This window comes from Mesorhizobium sp. M1078, from assembly GCF_040318615.1.
GTDB lineage: Bacteria > Pseudomonadota > Alphaproteobacteria > Rhizobiales > Rhizobiaceae > Mesorhizobium.
Window position 1 is genome coordinate 85,906 of record NZ_JAMYMP010000016.1, and the last position, 14,966, is coordinate 100,871.

Genomic DNA, 14,966 nt, shown 5'->3' on the forward strand with positions numbered 1-14,966 from the left:
CAAATTGACAGCATACTGTCAATAGCCCTCCCCTTGACGCCGGTCACGCCGTCGCCCAACAGTCGCCGACGGGAGCGAGAGATGGCATTTGACGAGCAGACGACGCTGGCCTCACCGACCGGGGCCACGCTCAACCTCTATGTGAAGCACGCGAGCGGCTCTCCACGGGCCGTCGTCCAGAGTAACCATGGCTTGGCCGAACACGCCGCGCGCTATGCCCGCTTCGCGGATTACCTCAGCACCCGCGGTTTTCACGTCTACGTCCACGACCATCGCGGCCATGGCGCGACCAAGGCGCCCGATGCCCCGCTCGGCAGGTTCGCCGGCACAAGCGGCCCGGCCAAGGTGATCTCCGATGTCGACGCAGTCCACGATTTGATTGCGAAGGAGCAGCCCGGCCTGCCGGTCATCCTGTTCGGCCATTCGATGGGTGCGTCGGTGGCGCTCAACTACCTGCTGGCGCACTCGCCGCGCGTCCACGCCGCGGCGATCTGGAACGGCAATTTCTCACAAGGCCTGCTTGGCCGGCTTGCACTCGCCATCCTCGCTTATGAGCGCTTCAGGCTCGGCTCCGATGTTCCCTCACGCGTCTTGCCAAGGCTGACCTTCCAGACCTGGGGCAAGGCGGTGCCCAACCACAAGACGCCGTTCGACTGGCTGTCGCGCGACGAGGCTGAAGTGGCCAAGTACATCGCCGACCCGCTGTGCGGCTGGGATGCCTCGATCTCGATGTGGCGCGATGTCGTGGAGATGACGCAGAAAGGCGGCAAGGATTCCGGCTTTGCCGGCATCAGGCGCGACCTGCCCGTCAGCATCGTCGGCGGAGAGAAGGATCCGGCCTCCGACTATGGCAAGGGCATCGATCATCTCGCCAAACGCATGCGCGCGATGGGCTTTTCGAATCTGGTTTCAAAGGTTTACGCCGACACCCGCCACGAAAGCCTGAACGAGGTGAACCGCGATGTCGTCATGGACGATTTCGCTGCCTGGGCCGATAGCGTGCTCAAACGCTGACATCGCTGGCCCACCGCAAGGCCCGTGACAGCGGCATCCCGGGTTGATAGAGGCTGCGGTTCCGACCCGTTTTTGGTGATTTATGGCTGAACCTCCGCTGAAAGGCGTCCGCGTCGTCGAACTCGCCCGCATCCTGGCCGGCCCGTGGGCAGGACAATTGCTGGCCGATCTCGGCGCCGATGTCATCAAGGTCGAGAGCCCCGATGGCGGCGACGATACCCGCAAATGGGGTCCTCCCTTCGTCATGAGCCATGATGGCGAGAACCTGTCGGCCGCCTATTACCACTCCTGCAATCGCGGCAAGCGCTCCATCGCCGTCGATTTCTCGACGCCCGAAGGGGCCGAGACGGTGCGCCGGCTGGTTGCCACGGCCGACATTCTGATCGAGAACTTCAAGCTCGGCGGCCTCAAGAAATACGGGCTCGATTACGAGAGCCTGAAGGCGATCAATCCAAAGCTCGTCTACTGCTCGATCACCGGCTTCGGCCAGGATGGGCCTTACGCACCCCGCGCCGGCTATGATTTCATCATCCAGGCCATGGCCGGCATGATGTCGATCACCGGCGAGGTCGGGCGCGAGCCGCAAAAAGCCGGCGTCGCCATATCGGACATCTTCACCGGCCTCTATTCGGTGATCGCCATCCAGGCAGCGCTTCGCCATGCCGAAAAGACCGGCCAGGGACAGCATATCGATATGGCTCTGTTCGACACGCAGATTTCCGCACTCGGCAACCAGAACCTCAACTATCTCGTCTCCGGCAAGGCGCCGGTGCAGATGGGCAATGCGCATATGAACATTGCGCCCTATGAGGTTGTCCCGGTCAGGGACGGCCATATCATCCTGGCGGTCGGCAATGACGGCCAGTTCGCCAAATTCTGCGCCGCCGTCGGACTCGACCATCTCTCAGCGAATCCCGATTTCGCCACCAATCCGGCCCGCGTCGCCAACCGGGTGAAATTGCGCGAGCACATGATCGAGACGCTGAAGAACTGGGACCGAGACCCGTTGCTGGCCAAGCTCGAAGCGGCAAGCGTGCCGGCGAGCCCGATCAACAATATCGGCCAGATGTTTGCCGACCCGCAGACGATCGCACGCGGCATGCGCCTCGACCTCGACGATGGCCATGGCAATCGTCTGCCCTCGGTGCGCGCGCCGATGGTGATGTCCGGCACACCGCTGGTCTATGAACGCCCTTCGCCACGCCTTGGCGAACATACCGAAGAAATTCTTGCCGAACTGGAGAAGTCTGGACGATGAAGACCGGTGGACAACTGATTGTCGACGCACTCGACGCGAACGGCACCGACCGCATCTTCTGCGTGCCCGGCGAATCCTATCTCGCGGTGCTCGACGCATTGCATGACTCGCCCATCCGCACCATTGTCTGCCGACAGGAAGGCGGCGCCGCCATGATGGCCGACTGCCAGGGGCGGCTGACCGGCCAGCCCGGCATCTGCTTCGTCACCCGCGGCCCCGGCGCCACCAATGCGTCGGCCGGCATTCACATTGCCATGCAGGATTCGATACCCGTCATCCTGTTCATCGGCCAGGTCGCCAGCCACGCCAAGGAGCGCGAGGCTTTCCAGGAGGTCGACTACAAGCGCTTCTTCGGCGACATCGCCAAATGGGTGGTGGAGATCGACGACGCCGCGCGCATCCCCGAACTCGTCACCCGCGCCTTTGCTGTCGCGACATCGGGCCGCCCCGGCCCCGTCGTCGTCTCGCTGCCGGAGGACATGCTGACCAGTCTTGTCGACGCGCCCGCGGCCTTGCCGCACACGCCGGTCGAAACCCGGCCCGGCGAAGCCGAACTCGATGCTTTGGAAAAGCTTCTGGCCAAAGCCAAGCGTCCCTTCGTCATCCTCGGCGGCACACGCTGGGACGAGGAAGCGGTGGCACGTATGCGCACCATTGCCGAGGCCTGGTCGCTGCCGGTCGGCTGCTCCTTCCGCCGCCAGATGCTGTTCGACCATCTGCACCCGAACTATGCCGGCGATGTCGGCATCGGCATCAACCCGAAGCTGGCCACCGCCATCAAGCAGGCCGACCTGGTGCTGCTGATCGGCGGCCGCATGGGCGAGATGCCGTCCTCCGACTATACGTTGCTGAAGAGCCCTTACCCCGACCAGACGCTGGTCCATGTCCATGCCGATGCCGGCGAACTCGGCCGCGTCTACCGGCCGACCCTGGCGATCAACGCTTCGCCTTCGGCCTTCGTCGAGGCTTTTGCCAAGCGCAAGCCAACCTCCACGCCAGCCTGGGCGGATGAGACAGCGAAAGCACACGCTGCCTACCTCGACTGGTCGACGCCGCCTGAGACCGGCCCCGGCCCGGTCCAGATGGGGCCGATCATGAACTATCTGGAAAAGATTTTGCCCGATGACGCCATTTTCACCAACGGCGCCGGCAATTACGCCACCTGGGTGCACCGCTTCCACCGCTTCCGCCGCTTCGCCACCCAAGGCGCGCCGACCTCCGGTTCGATGGGTTACGGCACCCCGGCTGCGGTCGCCGCCAAGGCGCTCCATCCCGACCGCACCGTGATCGCCTTTGCCGGCGACGGCTGCTTCCTGATGAACGGACAGGAATTCGCTACCGCCGTGCAATACGACCTGCCGATCATCGTTATCGTCGTGAACAACGGCATCTACGGCACCATCCGCATGCACCAGGAGCGCGACTATCCCGGCCGTGTCGTCGCCACCGATCTGAAGAACCCTGACTTTGCCGCTCTTGCCCGCGCCTATGGCGGCCACGGCGAGACGGTCGAGAACACGGCAGATTTTGCCCCTGCCTTCGAGCGTGCCCGCGCCAGCGGCAAGCCGGCGATCGTCGAAATCAGGCTCGACCCCGAGGCGATCACGCCGACGCGGACGATGACGCAGATCCGCGACAAGAGCTGAGAAGTTGGCAGCGAAAGCCGAGTTCCGTCACACCCCCCTCTGTCCTGCCGGACATCTCCCCCTCAAGGGGGGAGATTGGATGTCATGTCGCCCTTCGCCAATCTGCAGCGTTGCAGACAGGGCGCTATAGTCAGAGCTGCTGATCTCCCCCCTTGAGGGGGAGATGTCCGGCAGGACAGAGGGGGGTGCTGTCCCGCCGACGCTGCCAAGACGATCGCCCCTTTCCTGATATCTACAAGCGAGCTATCAGACCGCTGCCAGCGCCTGCGTCAGGTCGGCAATAAGATCGTCCGGATGCTCGACGCCGATCGACAGCCTGACCGTGGTCTCCAGCACGCCGATGCGCTGGCGCACGTCGAAGGGAATGCCGGAGTGCGTCATCGCCGCCGGGTGGCTGGCGAGTGACTCCGTGCCGCCGAGGCTCACCGCCAGCTTGAATATTTGCAGCCCGTTGAGAAATGCGAAGGCCGCCTTCTCTCCGCCTTTGATATCGAAAGAAAATGTCGACCCGGCGCCGCTGCATTGCGCCTTGTAGGCCCGTCCCGCTGCCGTATCCTCGCCCAGGAACGGCAGGTAATGCACCTTCTCGACCTTGGCGTGATCGCGCAGGAATTCGGCCACGAGCCGCGCATTGTCGTTGGCGCGCTCCATGCGGATGGACAGCGTCTCCAGCGAGCGGCCGAGCATCCAGCAGGAATGCGGGTCGAGTTGCGTGCCGATGGCGCCGCGCAGCGCCTTGATCGGCTTGGTCACCGCCTTGCTGCCCATCGCCGCACCGGCGATCAGGTCGGAATGGCCGCCGACATATTTGGTCAGCGAATAGACGGAGACATCCGCGCCATGTTCGATCGGTCGCTGGAACACCGGGCCGAGCAGCGTGTTGTCGCAGACGATGATCGGCGTTGATCCTTGGCTTGCGCCGATCTCGTCGGCAAACTTCCGGATCAGTGCGATGTCCACCAGGCTGTTGGTCGGATTCGACGGCGTTTCGATGAGAATGACCGAGACACGCCCCTTCGCCACCGCTGCATCAGCAGCGGCCCGCACCGCCTTGTCGTCGACGCCGTCGGCGAAGCCGACAGCGCCGATGCCGAAGCCGGACAGCGTGCGCGTCAAAAGCGTCTCGGTGCCGCCGTAAAGCGGCTGCGAATGCAGGATGACATCGCCCGGCCGGGCATAGGCGAGCAGCGTCGTGGCGATCGCCGACATGCCCGACGAGAACAGGATGCAGGCGTCCGTTCCCTCATAGACCGCCAGCCGGTCCTCGACGATCTCCGAGTTGGGATGATTGAAGCGCGAATAGACCAGGCCGGACGCCGTGCCGCTCGGCGGCTCCTTGCGGCCGGATGTGTAGTCGAAGAAGTCGCGTCCCTCCTCCGCCGATTTGAACACGAAGGTCGAGGTCAGGAACACCGGCGGCTTGACGGCGCCTTCCGACAGTTGCGGATCGAAGCCATAGCTCAACATCAACGTTTCCGGATGGAGCTTGTGGTTGCCGATGTGGGTTTTCGACGGGCGCGGCGCGGTCATGGCTTTTCCTGCGTTCTGGAGGAGTCTCGTCCAGCAATTTATGCGATCCCGGTCCACCAGTCCTTGCTATTTTCGGCCTCGCATGGCTGCATCCCGGCAACAAATTGCCGAGCGAGAGCAAAAGTGCAACAGAAGATAGCCGACGATTTCGACCGCAAGATCCTGCGCGAGCTGCAGGCCGACGCCCGCATCACCAACAATGAGCTTGCGGAGCGCATCGGCCTGTCGCCGTCGCCATGTTTGAGGAGGGTACGCCGGCTGGAGGAGGCCGGCATTATCCGGGGCTATACCACGCTGGTCGACCCGGCCGCCTTCGGCTGGAACATGGTCGCCATCGCCACCGTCCGGCTCAGCCGCCAGAACGAGGACGAGATCGTCATGTTCGAAGACGCCATCCGCGGTTGGGAAGAGGTACTGGAATGCCACCTCGTCACCGGGTCACGCGATTATGTGTTGAAAGTGGTGACCGGCAGCCTCGAACAGTACGAGCGCTTCATCAAGGAAAAGATCGCGCGGCTGAAATGCGTCGCGTCGATCGAGACCAGCTTCGTCATGAACACCATAAAGGAACGGCGCCTCTGACATTTGGTCAAAGGCGCCGCTCTCGAGGTCGAAATTGCCTGGCAAGGCTTATTTGATCGCCTTGTCGGTGATGGCTGTGGTGTAGGCGCCGGTCGGCGCCTTGGTGATGATCTTCTGGTCGAGCAGCGCCTTGGCGGTGCGCTCGTAGGTCGCCGGGTCGAGCTTGCCGTCGGCATTGTCGATCAGCTTGGCGACTTCGCTCATCATCCGCTTCTGGTGGTTTTCGTCCTGGCCACCGCCGTCCATGACAATGCCCGCGGCCTCGTCATTGTTGTCGATGGCATATTTCCAGCCCTTCATCGAGGCGCGCACGAAACGCACCATCTTGTCTTCGAAAGCCGGATCCTTGAGCTTGTCTTCCGAGGCATAGAGCCCGTCCTCAAGCAGGTCGTTGCCCATCGCCGAGTAGTTGAACACGGTCAGTTGATCCGGCTTGTAGCCGGCATCGATCAGCTGCCAGTACTCGTTGTAGGTCATGACCGAAATGCAATCCGCCTGCTTCTGGATCAGCGGCTGCACGTCGAAGCTCTGCTTCAAAACCGTGACGCCGTCCGGGCCGCCTTCGGTCTTCAGGCCGAGCTTGTTCATCCAGGCGTAGAATGGATATTCGTTACCGAAGAACCAGACGCCCAGCGTGTGACCCTTGAAATCGGCTTCGGTCTTGATCGGGCCGTCCTTCGGGCAGACCAGCTCCATACCGGCCTTCTTGAACGGCTGGGCGATGTTGACCAGCGGCACGCCCTTTTCGCGCGCGGCGAGCGCCCCGCCCATCCAGTCGACGATGACGTCGGCGCCACCGCCGGCGATCACCTGCTCGGGTGCGATATCGGGACCGCCCGGCTTGATGTCGACGTCGAGGCCTTCTGCTTCATAAAAACCCTTGGCCTTGGCGACATAGTAGCCGGCAAACTGCGCCTGCGTGACCCATTTCAGCTGCAAGGTCACCTTGTCGGCGGCCATTGCCTGGAACGCGGCCAGCGACATCGCGCCGGCCAGCATCGGAATGATCAGTCTTTTCATGTTTTTACCCTCTGAAGTTAACACGCGAACCCACCGCCCTATCCACCACGGACAGAGGGATGCCAAAACGTGACGGCTCTCTCGACGAGAGCGACCACGCCATAAAAGACCGAACCCGCCAGTGCTGCAACTGCGATTTCGGCCCAGACCATATCGATGTTCATCCGCCCGACCTCGGTCGAGATGCGAAAGCCCATGCCGACCACAGGCGTGCCGAAGAACTCGGCGACGATGGCGCCGATCAGCGCCAGCGTCGAGTTGATCTTCAGCGCGTTGAAGATGAAGGGCGCTGCCGCCGGCAGCCGGAGCTTCAAGAGTGTTGGCCAGTAGCCCGACGCATAGGTGCGCATCAGGTCGCGCTCCATATGGCCGGAGGCGGCAAGACCGGCAACCGTGTTCACCAGCATTGGGAAGAAGGTCATGATGATGACGACCGCGGCCTTGGACGGCCAGTCGAAGCCGAACCACATCACCATGATTGGCGCCACACCGATGATCGGCAGCGCCGAGACCATATTGCCGATCGGCAGCAGACCGCGGCGCAGGAACGGCACGCGGTCGGCCGCAATCGCCACCAGGAAGCCGGCGCCGCTGCCGATGACATAACCGAAGATCACCGCCTTGAAGATGGTCTGCCTGATATCGGCGCCGAGCACCGGCAGGGAACTGGCGATGCGCACACCGATGGCGCTCGGCGGCGGCAAAAGGATGAAGGGAATGCCGGCGCCACGCGTCATCGCTTCCCATATGATCAGGATCCAGGCGCCGAAGATCGCCGGTATGATGAGGCGCAGCGCCATCCGCGCCCCTTTTGCCATCGGGCGAAGCCCCGACAGCACGGCGACGCAGCGCCATGCCAGCAGCCAGGCAGCGGCGAGCAGCAGGAAATACGGCGCCAATGCCATGCCTTCGAACCCTGTAATGCCCGAGATCAGCATCCAGGCGACAAGGTGAGCGCCGATAAACAGCACCGCAGCCTCAGCCACCGCCGAAATCCTGAGCATCGAGATCAGCCCCGCCAGCACGGCCAGGCCGATCATCGGGGTCTTTATACCGAAATAGGGGTAGTCGAAACTTGCCGTCGGGTCTGCAAGGGTGGCCGCTTCCGGCTTCGACATCGCGCCGAGCGACAGGGCTACAAGACACAGCGTAATGGCCAGCACCGCTTGCCAGGAGGGCTTCAGCCAGTTCATGCCGGCCTCCCGCCCATCGCGCGGTCAACGAGGCGCCCGGCTATGCCGACCACCATGACCAGAAGGGCCGCCACCACCGAGCCCGCCACAAGGGCGGACCAGATGTCGATGGACTGGCTGTAATAGGCGCCTGCCAAAAGCTTGGCGCCGATGCCGGCGACAGCACCGGTCGGCAGTTCGCCGACGATGGCGCCGACGAGGCTCGCCGCCACCGCCACCTTCATCGACGTGAACAGGAACGGCATTGAGGCCGGCACCCGCAGCTTCCAGAAGGTCTGCGAGACACTGGCATTGTAGGTGTGCATCAGGTTGAGATGCATGAGTTCGGGCGAGCGCAGGCCCTTCACCATGCCCACCGTCACCGGGAAGAACGACAGGTAGGTCGAGATCATTGCCTTTGGGATCAGACCGCTGATGCCGATCGCCCCCAGCACGACGATGATCATCGGCGCCACCGCCAAAATGGGGATCGTCTGCGAGGCGATGATCCACGGCATCAGGCTGCGGTCGAGCGTCGCCACATGCACGATGCCGACCGCGATGACGATGCCGAGCGCCGTGCCGAAGGCAAAGCCGAGCAACGTCGACGACAGGGTCACCCAGGCATTGTAGACAAGGCTGCGGCTCGATGTGATGGGCCGCAGGAACGTGTTCTCGAAGAAGTTCACCGCCACCTGATGCGGCGCCGGCAGCGTCGGCTTGGGCTGCGACAGCGGCTTGCCGCTGAATTCGACGGTGTCGTGGGTTTCCCCGGCGCGCCGGTCGAGGTCGCGCTGGAAGGGCGCGTTTAGGATGACGGCGAAGACATACCAGAGCACCACCACGCCCAGGAGGATGGAGGTCACGGGGATGAATTTTTCGCGGAAGGTGTCCATCTATCGCGCCTCGCCAGCGGGGCGCCCTCCTCTCCCCAACGGGGAGAGGGTGGCCGGAGCGAAGCGGAGGTCGGGTGAGGGGGTAGAAATCTTTCCGCCGAGACAAGCCAAGATCGTATCCAGGACCGCTCGGCGCTCAGCCAAAACTTCGTGATTCCAGAAGCGCAGAACCGAATAACCTTGTCCGTTCAGCCAGGCTGTCCTGGCGGGATCGGTCAGTGAATCCGCGTGTTGGCTGCCATCAAGTTCGACAATCAGCCCCTGCTCGCGGCAGACGAAGTCCGCGATGAAAGGTCCGAGCGGCACTTGCCGCACAAATTTGTAGCCGTTGAGATGACGTCCTCTCAATTCCCCCCAAAGCCGGTATTCAGCTTCGGTCTCGTCAAACCGCAGCTTTCGGGCGCGAGCGGTTGCCCCGACATTTCTCTTGGTCGGATCCGTCGGCGCCGCCCCCTCACCCGACCTCCGCTTCGCTCCGGCCACCCTCTCCCCGTTGGGGAGAGGAGCCAGCCGGTCGTTCGCCCCCTCAATCATCATAGCTGTGCCCTGCCCGCAACCCATCGCGCACGCGGGCCGCGATCGCCAAAAACTCCGGTGTCTCGCGGATGTCCAGTGGCCGCTCCTTTGGCAGCGTCGATTCGATGATGTCGGTAACCCGACCTGGGCGCGGCGACATGACGACGATGCGCGTCGACAGATACACCGCCTCGGGGATGGAATGGGTGACGAAGCAGATCGTCTTGTTGGTGCGCGCCCACAATTCCAGAAGCTGTTCATTGAGATGATCGCGCACGATCTCGTCCAGCGCGCCGAAGGGCTCGTCCATCAGCAACAGGTCGGCGTCGAAGGCGAGCGCGCGGGCGATCGAAGCGCGCTGCTGCATGCCGCCGGAAAGCTGCCAGGGGTATTTCTTCTCGAAGCCGGAGAGGTTGACGAGCTCCATCGTGCGCTTGATGCGCTCGGCCTGCTCCGCTCTCGAAAGGCCGATGATCTCCAGCGGCAGCGCCACGTTACGCTCGATCGTGCGCCACGGGAAAAGGGCTGCCGCCTGGAAGACGTAGCCATAAGCGCGTTTCTCGCGCGCCTGTTCCGGCGTCATGCCGTTGACCGAGATCGTGCCCGATGTCGGTTTTTCCAGATCGGCGATGACGCGCAGCAAGGTGGTCTTGCCGCAGCCCGATGGGCCGATGAAGGAGACGAACTCGCCCTTGCCGATGGTCAGGTCGACATTGGAGAGCGCCTCTACCGGACCGTCATTGGTCTGAAAGGTAAGGCCAAGTCTGCTTGCCGAGACGACGGCTGGCGATTGTCCCGTCATCGCTTGCTGCCTGCCTCTCGCAGCCGCCCAGGATGAAATGCCGTTGCATTCGCGTTGATGTTGCTTTCCACTCGTCCAATCCCACCCAATCGACGCCCGGAGCCTTGCCGATGTCGCCCAAACCCACTTGTCACCTTATCCGTCCTGAAAGCACTTATGAAGGCAAGCAGGGATTGACCTATTTTGCCGGCATTGCAGCCGAGACGGTCGGCTCGTCCGGCATCTGCATGCATCTGCTCACCCTGCCGCCTGGCGCCCGCGCCAAGGCGCATCTGCATGAAAGCCATGAGACGGCGATCTATGTGCTCTCGGGCGAGGTCCACACATGGTATGGCGACAGGCTCGAGAACCACATCGTCGTCAAGGCCGGCGACCTCTTCTACATCCCGGCCGGCGTACCGCATCTGCCGGCCAATCTGAGCAACGCCCCGTCCTCGGCCGTCATCGCCCGCACCGATCCCAATGAACAGGAAAGCGTCGTCCTGTTGCCGGAACTGGATGCGCTGGTGGCCTGACGCTGACGGGACTGCCGTCATTTGCACCGCGCCACTTCGCCCATGACATTGCCGTCGTCGTCGGCGACCGTCAGCTTCTTGGCGTTCTTGGCGCTGCGCTTGATGGTGAATTTGGTCGGCTCCTGTCCCTCTTCGCCTTCCGCCTCGCATGTTGCCGTCACCACCAGCGACCCATCAGCCTGAGCTTGCTTCTCCGTGAAGGTGCAGGCGCTGGCGGCGGTGACCAATGCCTCGTCGGTCAAAAGCAGCATCCGATCGGCGGCGACTTCCTGGCCGTTGCGGTTGATGCAGCCATATTTGTCCCCATAGGGTTTCGTCAGGTCGATGCCTGCCGCAAGGGCCTGACCCGCAGCCAGAACGACTATCATCGCAACAGACGGCCCCAAACCGCGCGCGCTCATTCCCCCAGCTCCAACGTCACGAACACGGTTGCAACGGCCCCATTTCTTCAAGACCGGGAATGGTCACGAAGAACCCACCCTCGCCCTTGTTGGTGACCACAACGGTTTCAGCCGTCGTCCCCGCCTCGCCTTCGGCGGAACAGGTCGCATCAAGCGATTGCGTGCCCGGCGCCCACGTCAATTGCTGCGCGAACCGGCAGCCGCTGCCATAGGTCTCGATGCCTTCGGCGGTCAGCACGATATAATCGTCCCGGCCCTGAAAACCGGCCTTTGCAAAGACACAGCCGGCATCGTTGCCCCAGGAGCCGGCCAGCCTCTCGGCCCCTGTTGCCGGACCAGCGACCACCATCGCCACGACCAGTGAAATGAGCGCCCCCGGGCTCCGCAACGTCAAACGCCTGTCGCCGGAATGCCGGTGCGTTCCACCTTGCGCGGCGCGGTAATGTCCTTCCAGGTCGACAGAGCCCGGTTGACCGCCGCGTTCGGCTCGCGGGCGACGAATTCGCCATGGCCGGGCTTGGCCTTGACCTCCGCTTCCTCGACCGACAATTCGCCGCGCGAAAAGACGAAGCGCGGCAGGCCGGTCACCTCAAAACCTTCGAAGACGTTGTAGTCGATCACCGATTGCTGCTTCTTCGAGGTGATGGTCTTCTTGGCGCTGGGGTCCCACACCACGATGTCGGCGTCCGCGCCTTCGACGATGGCGCCCTTCCTAGGATACATGTTGAGGATCTTGGCGATGTTGGTCGAAGTCACCGCGACGAACTCGTTCATCGTCAGCCGCCCGGTGTTGACGCCCGTCGTCCACAGCACGGGCAAGCGGTCTTCGAGCCCGCCGGTGCCGTTCGGGATCTTGGTGAAATCGCCGAGGCCGTTGCGCTTCTGCTTGGTGGTGAAGGCGCAGTGGTCGGTCGCCACCACCTGCAGCGATCCCGCCTGCAGGCCGGCCCACAGCGAATCCTGGTGCAGCTTGTTGCGGAAGGGCGGGCTCATGACGCGGCGCGCCGCATGATCCCAATCCTTGTCGAAATACTCGCTCTCGTCCAGCGTCAAATGCTGGATCAGCGGCTCGCCGAAAACCCGCATGCCCTTCTGGCGGGCGCGGCGGATCGCTTCGTGGCTCTGCTCGCAGGACACATGCACGACATAGAGCGGCACGCCGGCCATGTCGGCGATCATGATGGCGCGGTTGGTCGCCTCGCCTTCCACTTCCGGCGGCCGCGAATAGGCGTGTCCCTCGGGACCATTATTGCCGGCAGCGAGCAGCTTTTGCGACAGCGCCGCAACCACGTCGCCATTCTCGGCATGAACGAGCGGCAGCGCGCCGAGATCGGCGCAGCGCTGGAACGACGCGTACATCTCGTCGTCGTCCACCATCAGCGCGCCCTTGTAGGCCATGAAATGCTTGAACGAGGTAATGCCTCTGTCGACGACGGTGGCCATCTCGTCGAACACCTGCTTGCCCCACCAGGTGATCGCCATGTGGAAGGAGTAGTCGCAGGCAGCCTTCGAGGTCTTGTTGTCCCACATCTGCAACGCTTCCAGCAGCGATTGCTGCGGCGCCGGCAGGCAGAAATCGACCACCATCGTGGTGCCACCGGAAAGGGCCGCACGCGTCCCGGACTCGAAATCGTCGGCCGAATAGGTGCCCATGAACGGCATTTCGAGATGGGTGTGCGGATCGATGCCGCCGGGCATGACGTAACAGCCGCTGGCGTCGAACTCATGGTCGCCATGCAGGTTCGAGCCAATGGCGACGATCTTGCCGTGCTGCATCAGCACATCGGCCTTCCAGGTGCGGTCGGCGGTGACGATGGTGCCGTTTCGGATGACTTTGGTCATTGTCGTGTTCCCTTGTTCTCTTCGCGCTTCTTGTGAGCGTCGTTTTGAATACAGATCTTAGTTCACGCCACGATCCCCGCTGTCTCTACCACCGCATGGAACAGCACGTCGGCGCCGGCGCCGGCCCATTCCTTGGTGATTTCCTCAGCCTCGTTGTGTGACAACCCGTCAACGCAGGGGCACATCACCATGGCGGTCGGCGCAACGCGGTTGATCCAGCAGGCGTCGTGGCCGGCGCCGGAGACGATGTTGCGGTGGGAATAGCCGAGCCGATCGGCGGCGTCGCGGATCGCCTTGACGCAGCCGGCATCGAAGGTGACCGGATCGAAAGCGCCGACCTGCTCGACCTTGTACTGGATGTCGAGCGCCTCACAGATTGTGTCGATGCCTTCGCGTATGCGCCCATCCATCGCGTCCAGCACTTCCTTCTCGGGCGAGCGGATGTCGATAGTGAAGACGGTGCGCCCGGCGATGATGTTGCGCGAGTTCGGAAACACCTCCATGTGGCCGACCGCGCCGACGGCGTCGGGCTGGTAGTCCATGGCGATCTCGTGCACCAGTTCGATGACCCGAGCCATGCCGAGCCCGGCATTACGGCGCTTGGGCATCGGGGTCGAGCCGGTATGCGCCTCCTTGCCGGTCAGCGTTACCTGCAGCCATTTCAGGCCTTGGCCGTGGGTGACGACGCCAATGTCGATGCCTTCGTCCTCGAGGATCGGCCCCTGCTCAATATGCAGTTCGAAGAAGGCGTGGATCTTGCGATCACCGACTTTCTCGGTGCCTTTCCAGCCGATGCGCTCCAGCTCCTCGCCAAATTTCCTGCCCTGTTTATCAGTGTGCTGATACACGTCCGCCTGATCGAGCACACCGGCGAACACGCCGGACGCCATCATAGCCGGGGCAAAGCGCGAGCCTTCCTCATTGGTCCAGTTGGTAACGACGATCGGATGCCTGGTCTGGATGCCGAGATCGTTAAGCGAGCGAATAATCTCCAGCCCGCCGAGCACGCCGAGCACGCCGTCATATTTGCCGCCGGTCGGCTGCGTGTCGAGATGGCTGCCGACATAAACCGGCGGCAGGCTGGGATCAGCGCCTTCCCGGCGGGCAAACATGGTGCCCATTTCGTCGAGCCCCATTTCGAGCCCGGCCGCCTCGCACCAGCGCTTGAACAGATGCCGTCCCTCGCCGTCCTCGTCGGTCACGGTCTGGCGATTGTTGCCGCCGGCAATACCGGGGCCGATCTTCGCCATCTCCATGATGGAATCCCACAAACGGTCTGAATTGATTCGCAGATTCTCGCCCGGGGCGGCCATGCTCTAAAACCTCATCGGTTGCGGGGCGGCGGCGTCCCCCTCCCCCTCGAGGGGAGGGTGGCCGCGAAGCGGTCGGGTGGGGTCGCCCGCGACGCGCGCGACCTTCTCTTTGACCACCTGCGCGACGTGCCAAGCGCTGTTTATGACATCGGGCTCGTCAACACGGAAGACTTCAAATCCGAGCGATCGCAGATAAGCATCGCGAACGGCATCGTGCCGCCTACCCCTGTCGTGTTCGTGCATGTCGCCATCGACCTCCACGATCAGCTTCACCGTCAAGCAGGCAAAATCCACGATGTACGGGCCAATCGGGCACTGACGGCGAAACTTGATGCCGGCTGATTTCAGGTCCCGCAGTTCATACCACAGCAGCGATTCTCCCTTGGTCGCGTGAATTCGAAGCGCTCGCGCCTTTTGGCGCATTTCGAAGCTCACGCGGGTACGGGGCATCAGGAGCGG

16 protein-coding genes are annotated in these 14,966 nt (G+C 63.0%); 5 read left to right on the plus strand and 11 right to left on the minus strand.

Annotated features, from left to right (window positions below; all coding sequences use genetic code 11):
• Positions 1–81: 81 nt before the first annotated feature.
• From NKH38_RS20940 to NKH38_RS20950, 3 genes are all read left to right on the plus strand, one after another.
• Positions 82–1,014 carry an alpha/beta fold hydrolase gene (locus tag NKH38_RS20940; RefSeq protein ID WP_352761933.1) on the plus strand — a complete coding sequence of 311 codons (933 nt, stop codon included), beginning with the start codon at positions 82–84 and terminating at the stop codon, positions 1,012–1,014.
• 82 nt (positions 1,015–1,096) lie between these two features.
• Positions 1,097–2,272: a CaiB/BaiF CoA transferase family protein gene (locus NKH38_RS20945; protein ID WP_023668227.1), complete on the plus strand. Its 1,176-nt coding sequence runs from the start codon at positions 1,097–1,099 to the stop codon at positions 2,270–2,272.
• Entirely contained in the window at positions 2,269–3,918 is a 1,650-nt protein-coding gene (locus tag NKH38_RS20950) for a thiamine pyrophosphate-binding protein (protein ID WP_352761934.1), read from the plus strand. The genes NKH38_RS20945 and NKH38_RS20950 overlap by 4 nt, the downstream gene beginning before the upstream one ends.
• Positions 3,919–4,164: 246 nt before the next feature.
• Here the strand turns inward: NKH38_RS20950 and NKH38_RS20955 are convergent, their stop codons facing one another.
• The gene (locus NKH38_RS20955; protein ID WP_023668225.1) at positions 4,165–5,448 is read right to left on the minus strand and encodes a cystathionine gamma-synthase family protein; all 1,284 of its coding nucleotides are present in this window, start codon (positions 5,446–5,448) and stop codon (positions 4,165–4,167) included.
• A 123-nt stretch (positions 5,449–5,571) separates the two neighbouring features.
• Here NKH38_RS20955 and NKH38_RS20960 point away from each other — a divergent pair, with 123 nt between their 5' ends.
• Positions 5,572–6,030 (plus strand): Lrp/AsnC family transcriptional regulator, encoded by a 459-nt coding sequence (locus NKH38_RS20960; RefSeq protein ID WP_023682177.1) that lies wholly within the window; start codon positions 5,572–5,574, stop codon positions 6,028–6,030.
• Between the two features lie 48 nt (positions 6,031–6,078).
• On the opposite strand, the gene NKH38_RS20965 is transcribed toward NKH38_RS20960, so the two are convergent.
• Genes NKH38_RS20965 through NKH38_RS20985 form a run of 5 tightly spaced genes read right to left on the minus strand, consistent with a single transcriptional unit; the run spans position 6,079 to position 10,436 of the window.
• Positions 6,079–7,050 carry an ABC transporter substrate-binding protein gene (locus tag NKH38_RS20965; protein WP_023682178.1) on the minus strand — a complete coding sequence of 324 codons (972 nt, stop codon included), beginning with the start codon at positions 7,048–7,050 and terminating at the stop codon, positions 6,079–6,081.
• Between the two features lie 38 nt (positions 7,051–7,088).
• Positions 7,089–8,243, minus strand: coding sequence for an ABC transporter permease (locus NKH38_RS20970; RefSeq protein WP_023753550.1), 1,155 nt, complete (start codon positions 8,241–8,243; stop codon positions 7,089–7,091).
• Positions 8,240–9,118 (minus strand): ABC transporter permease, encoded by an 879-nt coding sequence (locus NKH38_RS20975; protein ID WP_352904480.1) that lies wholly within the window; start codon positions 9,116–9,118, stop codon positions 8,240–8,242. The genes NKH38_RS20970 and NKH38_RS20975 overlap by 4 nt, the downstream gene beginning before the upstream one ends.
• Positions 9,119–9,679: an endonuclease domain-containing protein gene (locus NKH38_RS20980; RefSeq protein WP_084561178.1), complete on the minus strand. Its 561-nt coding sequence runs from the start codon at positions 9,677–9,679 to the stop codon at positions 9,119–9,121.
• Positions 9,645–10,436, minus strand: coding sequence for an ABC transporter ATP-binding protein (locus NKH38_RS20985; protein ID WP_023687997.1), 792 nt, complete (start codon positions 10,434–10,436; stop codon positions 9,645–9,647). The genes NKH38_RS20980 and NKH38_RS20985 overlap by 35 nt, the downstream gene beginning before the upstream one ends.
• Positions 10,437–10,546: 110 nt before the next feature.
• On the opposite strand from NKH38_RS20985, the gene NKH38_RS20990 reads away from it, so the two are divergent.
• Entirely contained in the window at positions 10,547–10,951 is a 405-nt protein-coding gene (locus tag NKH38_RS20990) for a cupin domain-containing protein (RefSeq protein WP_031193071.1), read from the plus strand.
• A gap of 17 nt (positions 10,952–10,968) precedes the next feature.
• Here NKH38_RS20990 and NKH38_RS20995 read toward each other — a convergent pair whose 3' ends face one another.
• The 5 genes from NKH38_RS20995 to NKH38_RS21015 form a co-directional block, all read right to left on the minus strand.
• The gene (locus NKH38_RS20995; protein ID WP_027050643.1) at positions 10,969–11,352 is read right to left on the minus strand and encodes a hypothetical protein; all 384 of its coding nucleotides are present in this window, start codon (positions 11,350–11,352) and stop codon (positions 10,969–10,971) included.
• Between the two features lie 16 nt (positions 11,353–11,368).
• Entirely contained in the window at positions 11,369–11,746 is a 378-nt protein-coding gene (locus NKH38_RS21000) for a hypothetical protein (protein ID WP_023668216.1), read from the minus strand.
• Positions 11,743–13,194 carry a dihydropyrimidinase gene (gene hydA / locus NKH38_RS21005; RefSeq protein WP_023712057.1) on the minus strand — a complete coding sequence of 484 codons (1,452 nt, stop codon included), beginning with the start codon at positions 13,192–13,194 and terminating at the stop codon, positions 11,743–11,745. Before hydA ends, NKH38_RS21000 begins: the two co-directional genes overlap by 4 nt.
• 62 nt (positions 13,195–13,256) lie before the next feature.
• Positions 13,257–14,507 carry a Zn-dependent hydrolase gene (locus NKH38_RS21010; protein WP_023690832.1) on the minus strand — a complete coding sequence of 417 codons (1,251 nt, stop codon included), beginning with the start codon at positions 14,505–14,507 and terminating at the stop codon, positions 13,257–13,259.
• Between the two features lie 3 nt (positions 14,508–14,510).
• On the minus strand, positions 14,511–14,957 hold the full coding sequence (locus NKH38_RS21015; RefSeq protein WP_352761936.1) for an endonuclease domain-containing protein: 447 nt from the start codon (positions 14,955–14,957) through the stop codon (positions 14,511–14,513).
• Between the last annotated feature and the right edge of the window lie 9 nt (positions 14,958–14,966).

Excerpts from the sequence above, each read along its gene's own strand:
- NKH38_RS20975 (WP_352904480.1), bottom strand. The coding sequence starts at position 9,118 with ATGGACACCTTCCGCGAAAAATTCATCCCCGTGACCTCCATCCTCCTG.
- NKH38_RS20955 (WP_023668225.1), bottom strand. The coding sequence starts at position 5,448 with ATGACCGCGCCGCGCCCGTCGAAAACCCACATCGGCAACCACAAGCTC.
- NKH38_RS20995 (WP_027050643.1), bottom strand. The coding sequence starts at position 11,352 with ATGAGCGCGCGCGGTTTGGGGCCGTCTGTTGCGATGATAGTCGTTCTG.
- NKH38_RS20950 (WP_352761934.1), top strand. The coding sequence starts at position 2,269 with ATGAAGACCGGTGGACAACTGATTGTCGACGCACTCGACGCGAACGGC.
- NKH38_RS21015 (WP_352761936.1), bottom strand. The coding sequence starts at position 14,957 with ATGCCCCGTACCCGCGTGAGCTTCGAAATGCGCCAAAAGGCGCGAGCG.
- NKH38_RS20965 (WP_023682178.1), bottom strand. The coding sequence starts at position 7,050 with ATGAAAAGACTGATCATTCCGATGCTGGCCGGCGCGATGTCGCTGGCC.
- NKH38_RS20945 (WP_023668227.1), top strand. The coding sequence starts at position 1,097 with ATGGCTGAACCTCCGCTGAAAGGCGTCCGCGTCGTCGAACTCGCCCGC.
- NKH38_RS20970 (WP_023753550.1), bottom strand. The coding sequence starts at position 8,243 with ATGAACTGGCTGAAGCCCTCCTGGCAAGCGGTGCTGGCCATTACGCTG.
- hydA (WP_023712057.1), bottom strand. The coding sequence starts at position 13,194 with ATGACCAAAGTCATCCGAAACGGCACCATCGTCACCGCCGACCGCACC.
- NKH38_RS21010 (WP_023690832.1), bottom strand. The coding sequence starts at position 14,507 with ATGGCCGCCCCGGGCGAGAATCTGCGAATCAATTCAGACCGTTTGTGG.
- NKH38_RS20940 (WP_352761933.1), top strand. The coding sequence starts at position 82 with ATGGCATTTGACGAGCAGACGACGCTGGCCTCACCGACCGGGGCCACG.
- NKH38_RS20990 (WP_031193071.1), top strand. The coding sequence starts at position 10,547 with ATGTCGCCCAAACCCACTTGTCACCTTATCCGTCCTGAAAGCACTTAT.
- NKH38_RS20980 (WP_084561178.1), bottom strand. The coding sequence starts at position 9,679 with ATGGGTTGCGGGCAGGGCACAGCTATGATGATTGAGGGGGCGAACGAC.
- NKH38_RS20985 (WP_023687997.1), bottom strand. The coding sequence starts at position 10,436 with ATGACGGGACAATCGCCAGCCGTCGTCTCGGCAAGCAGACTTGGCCTT.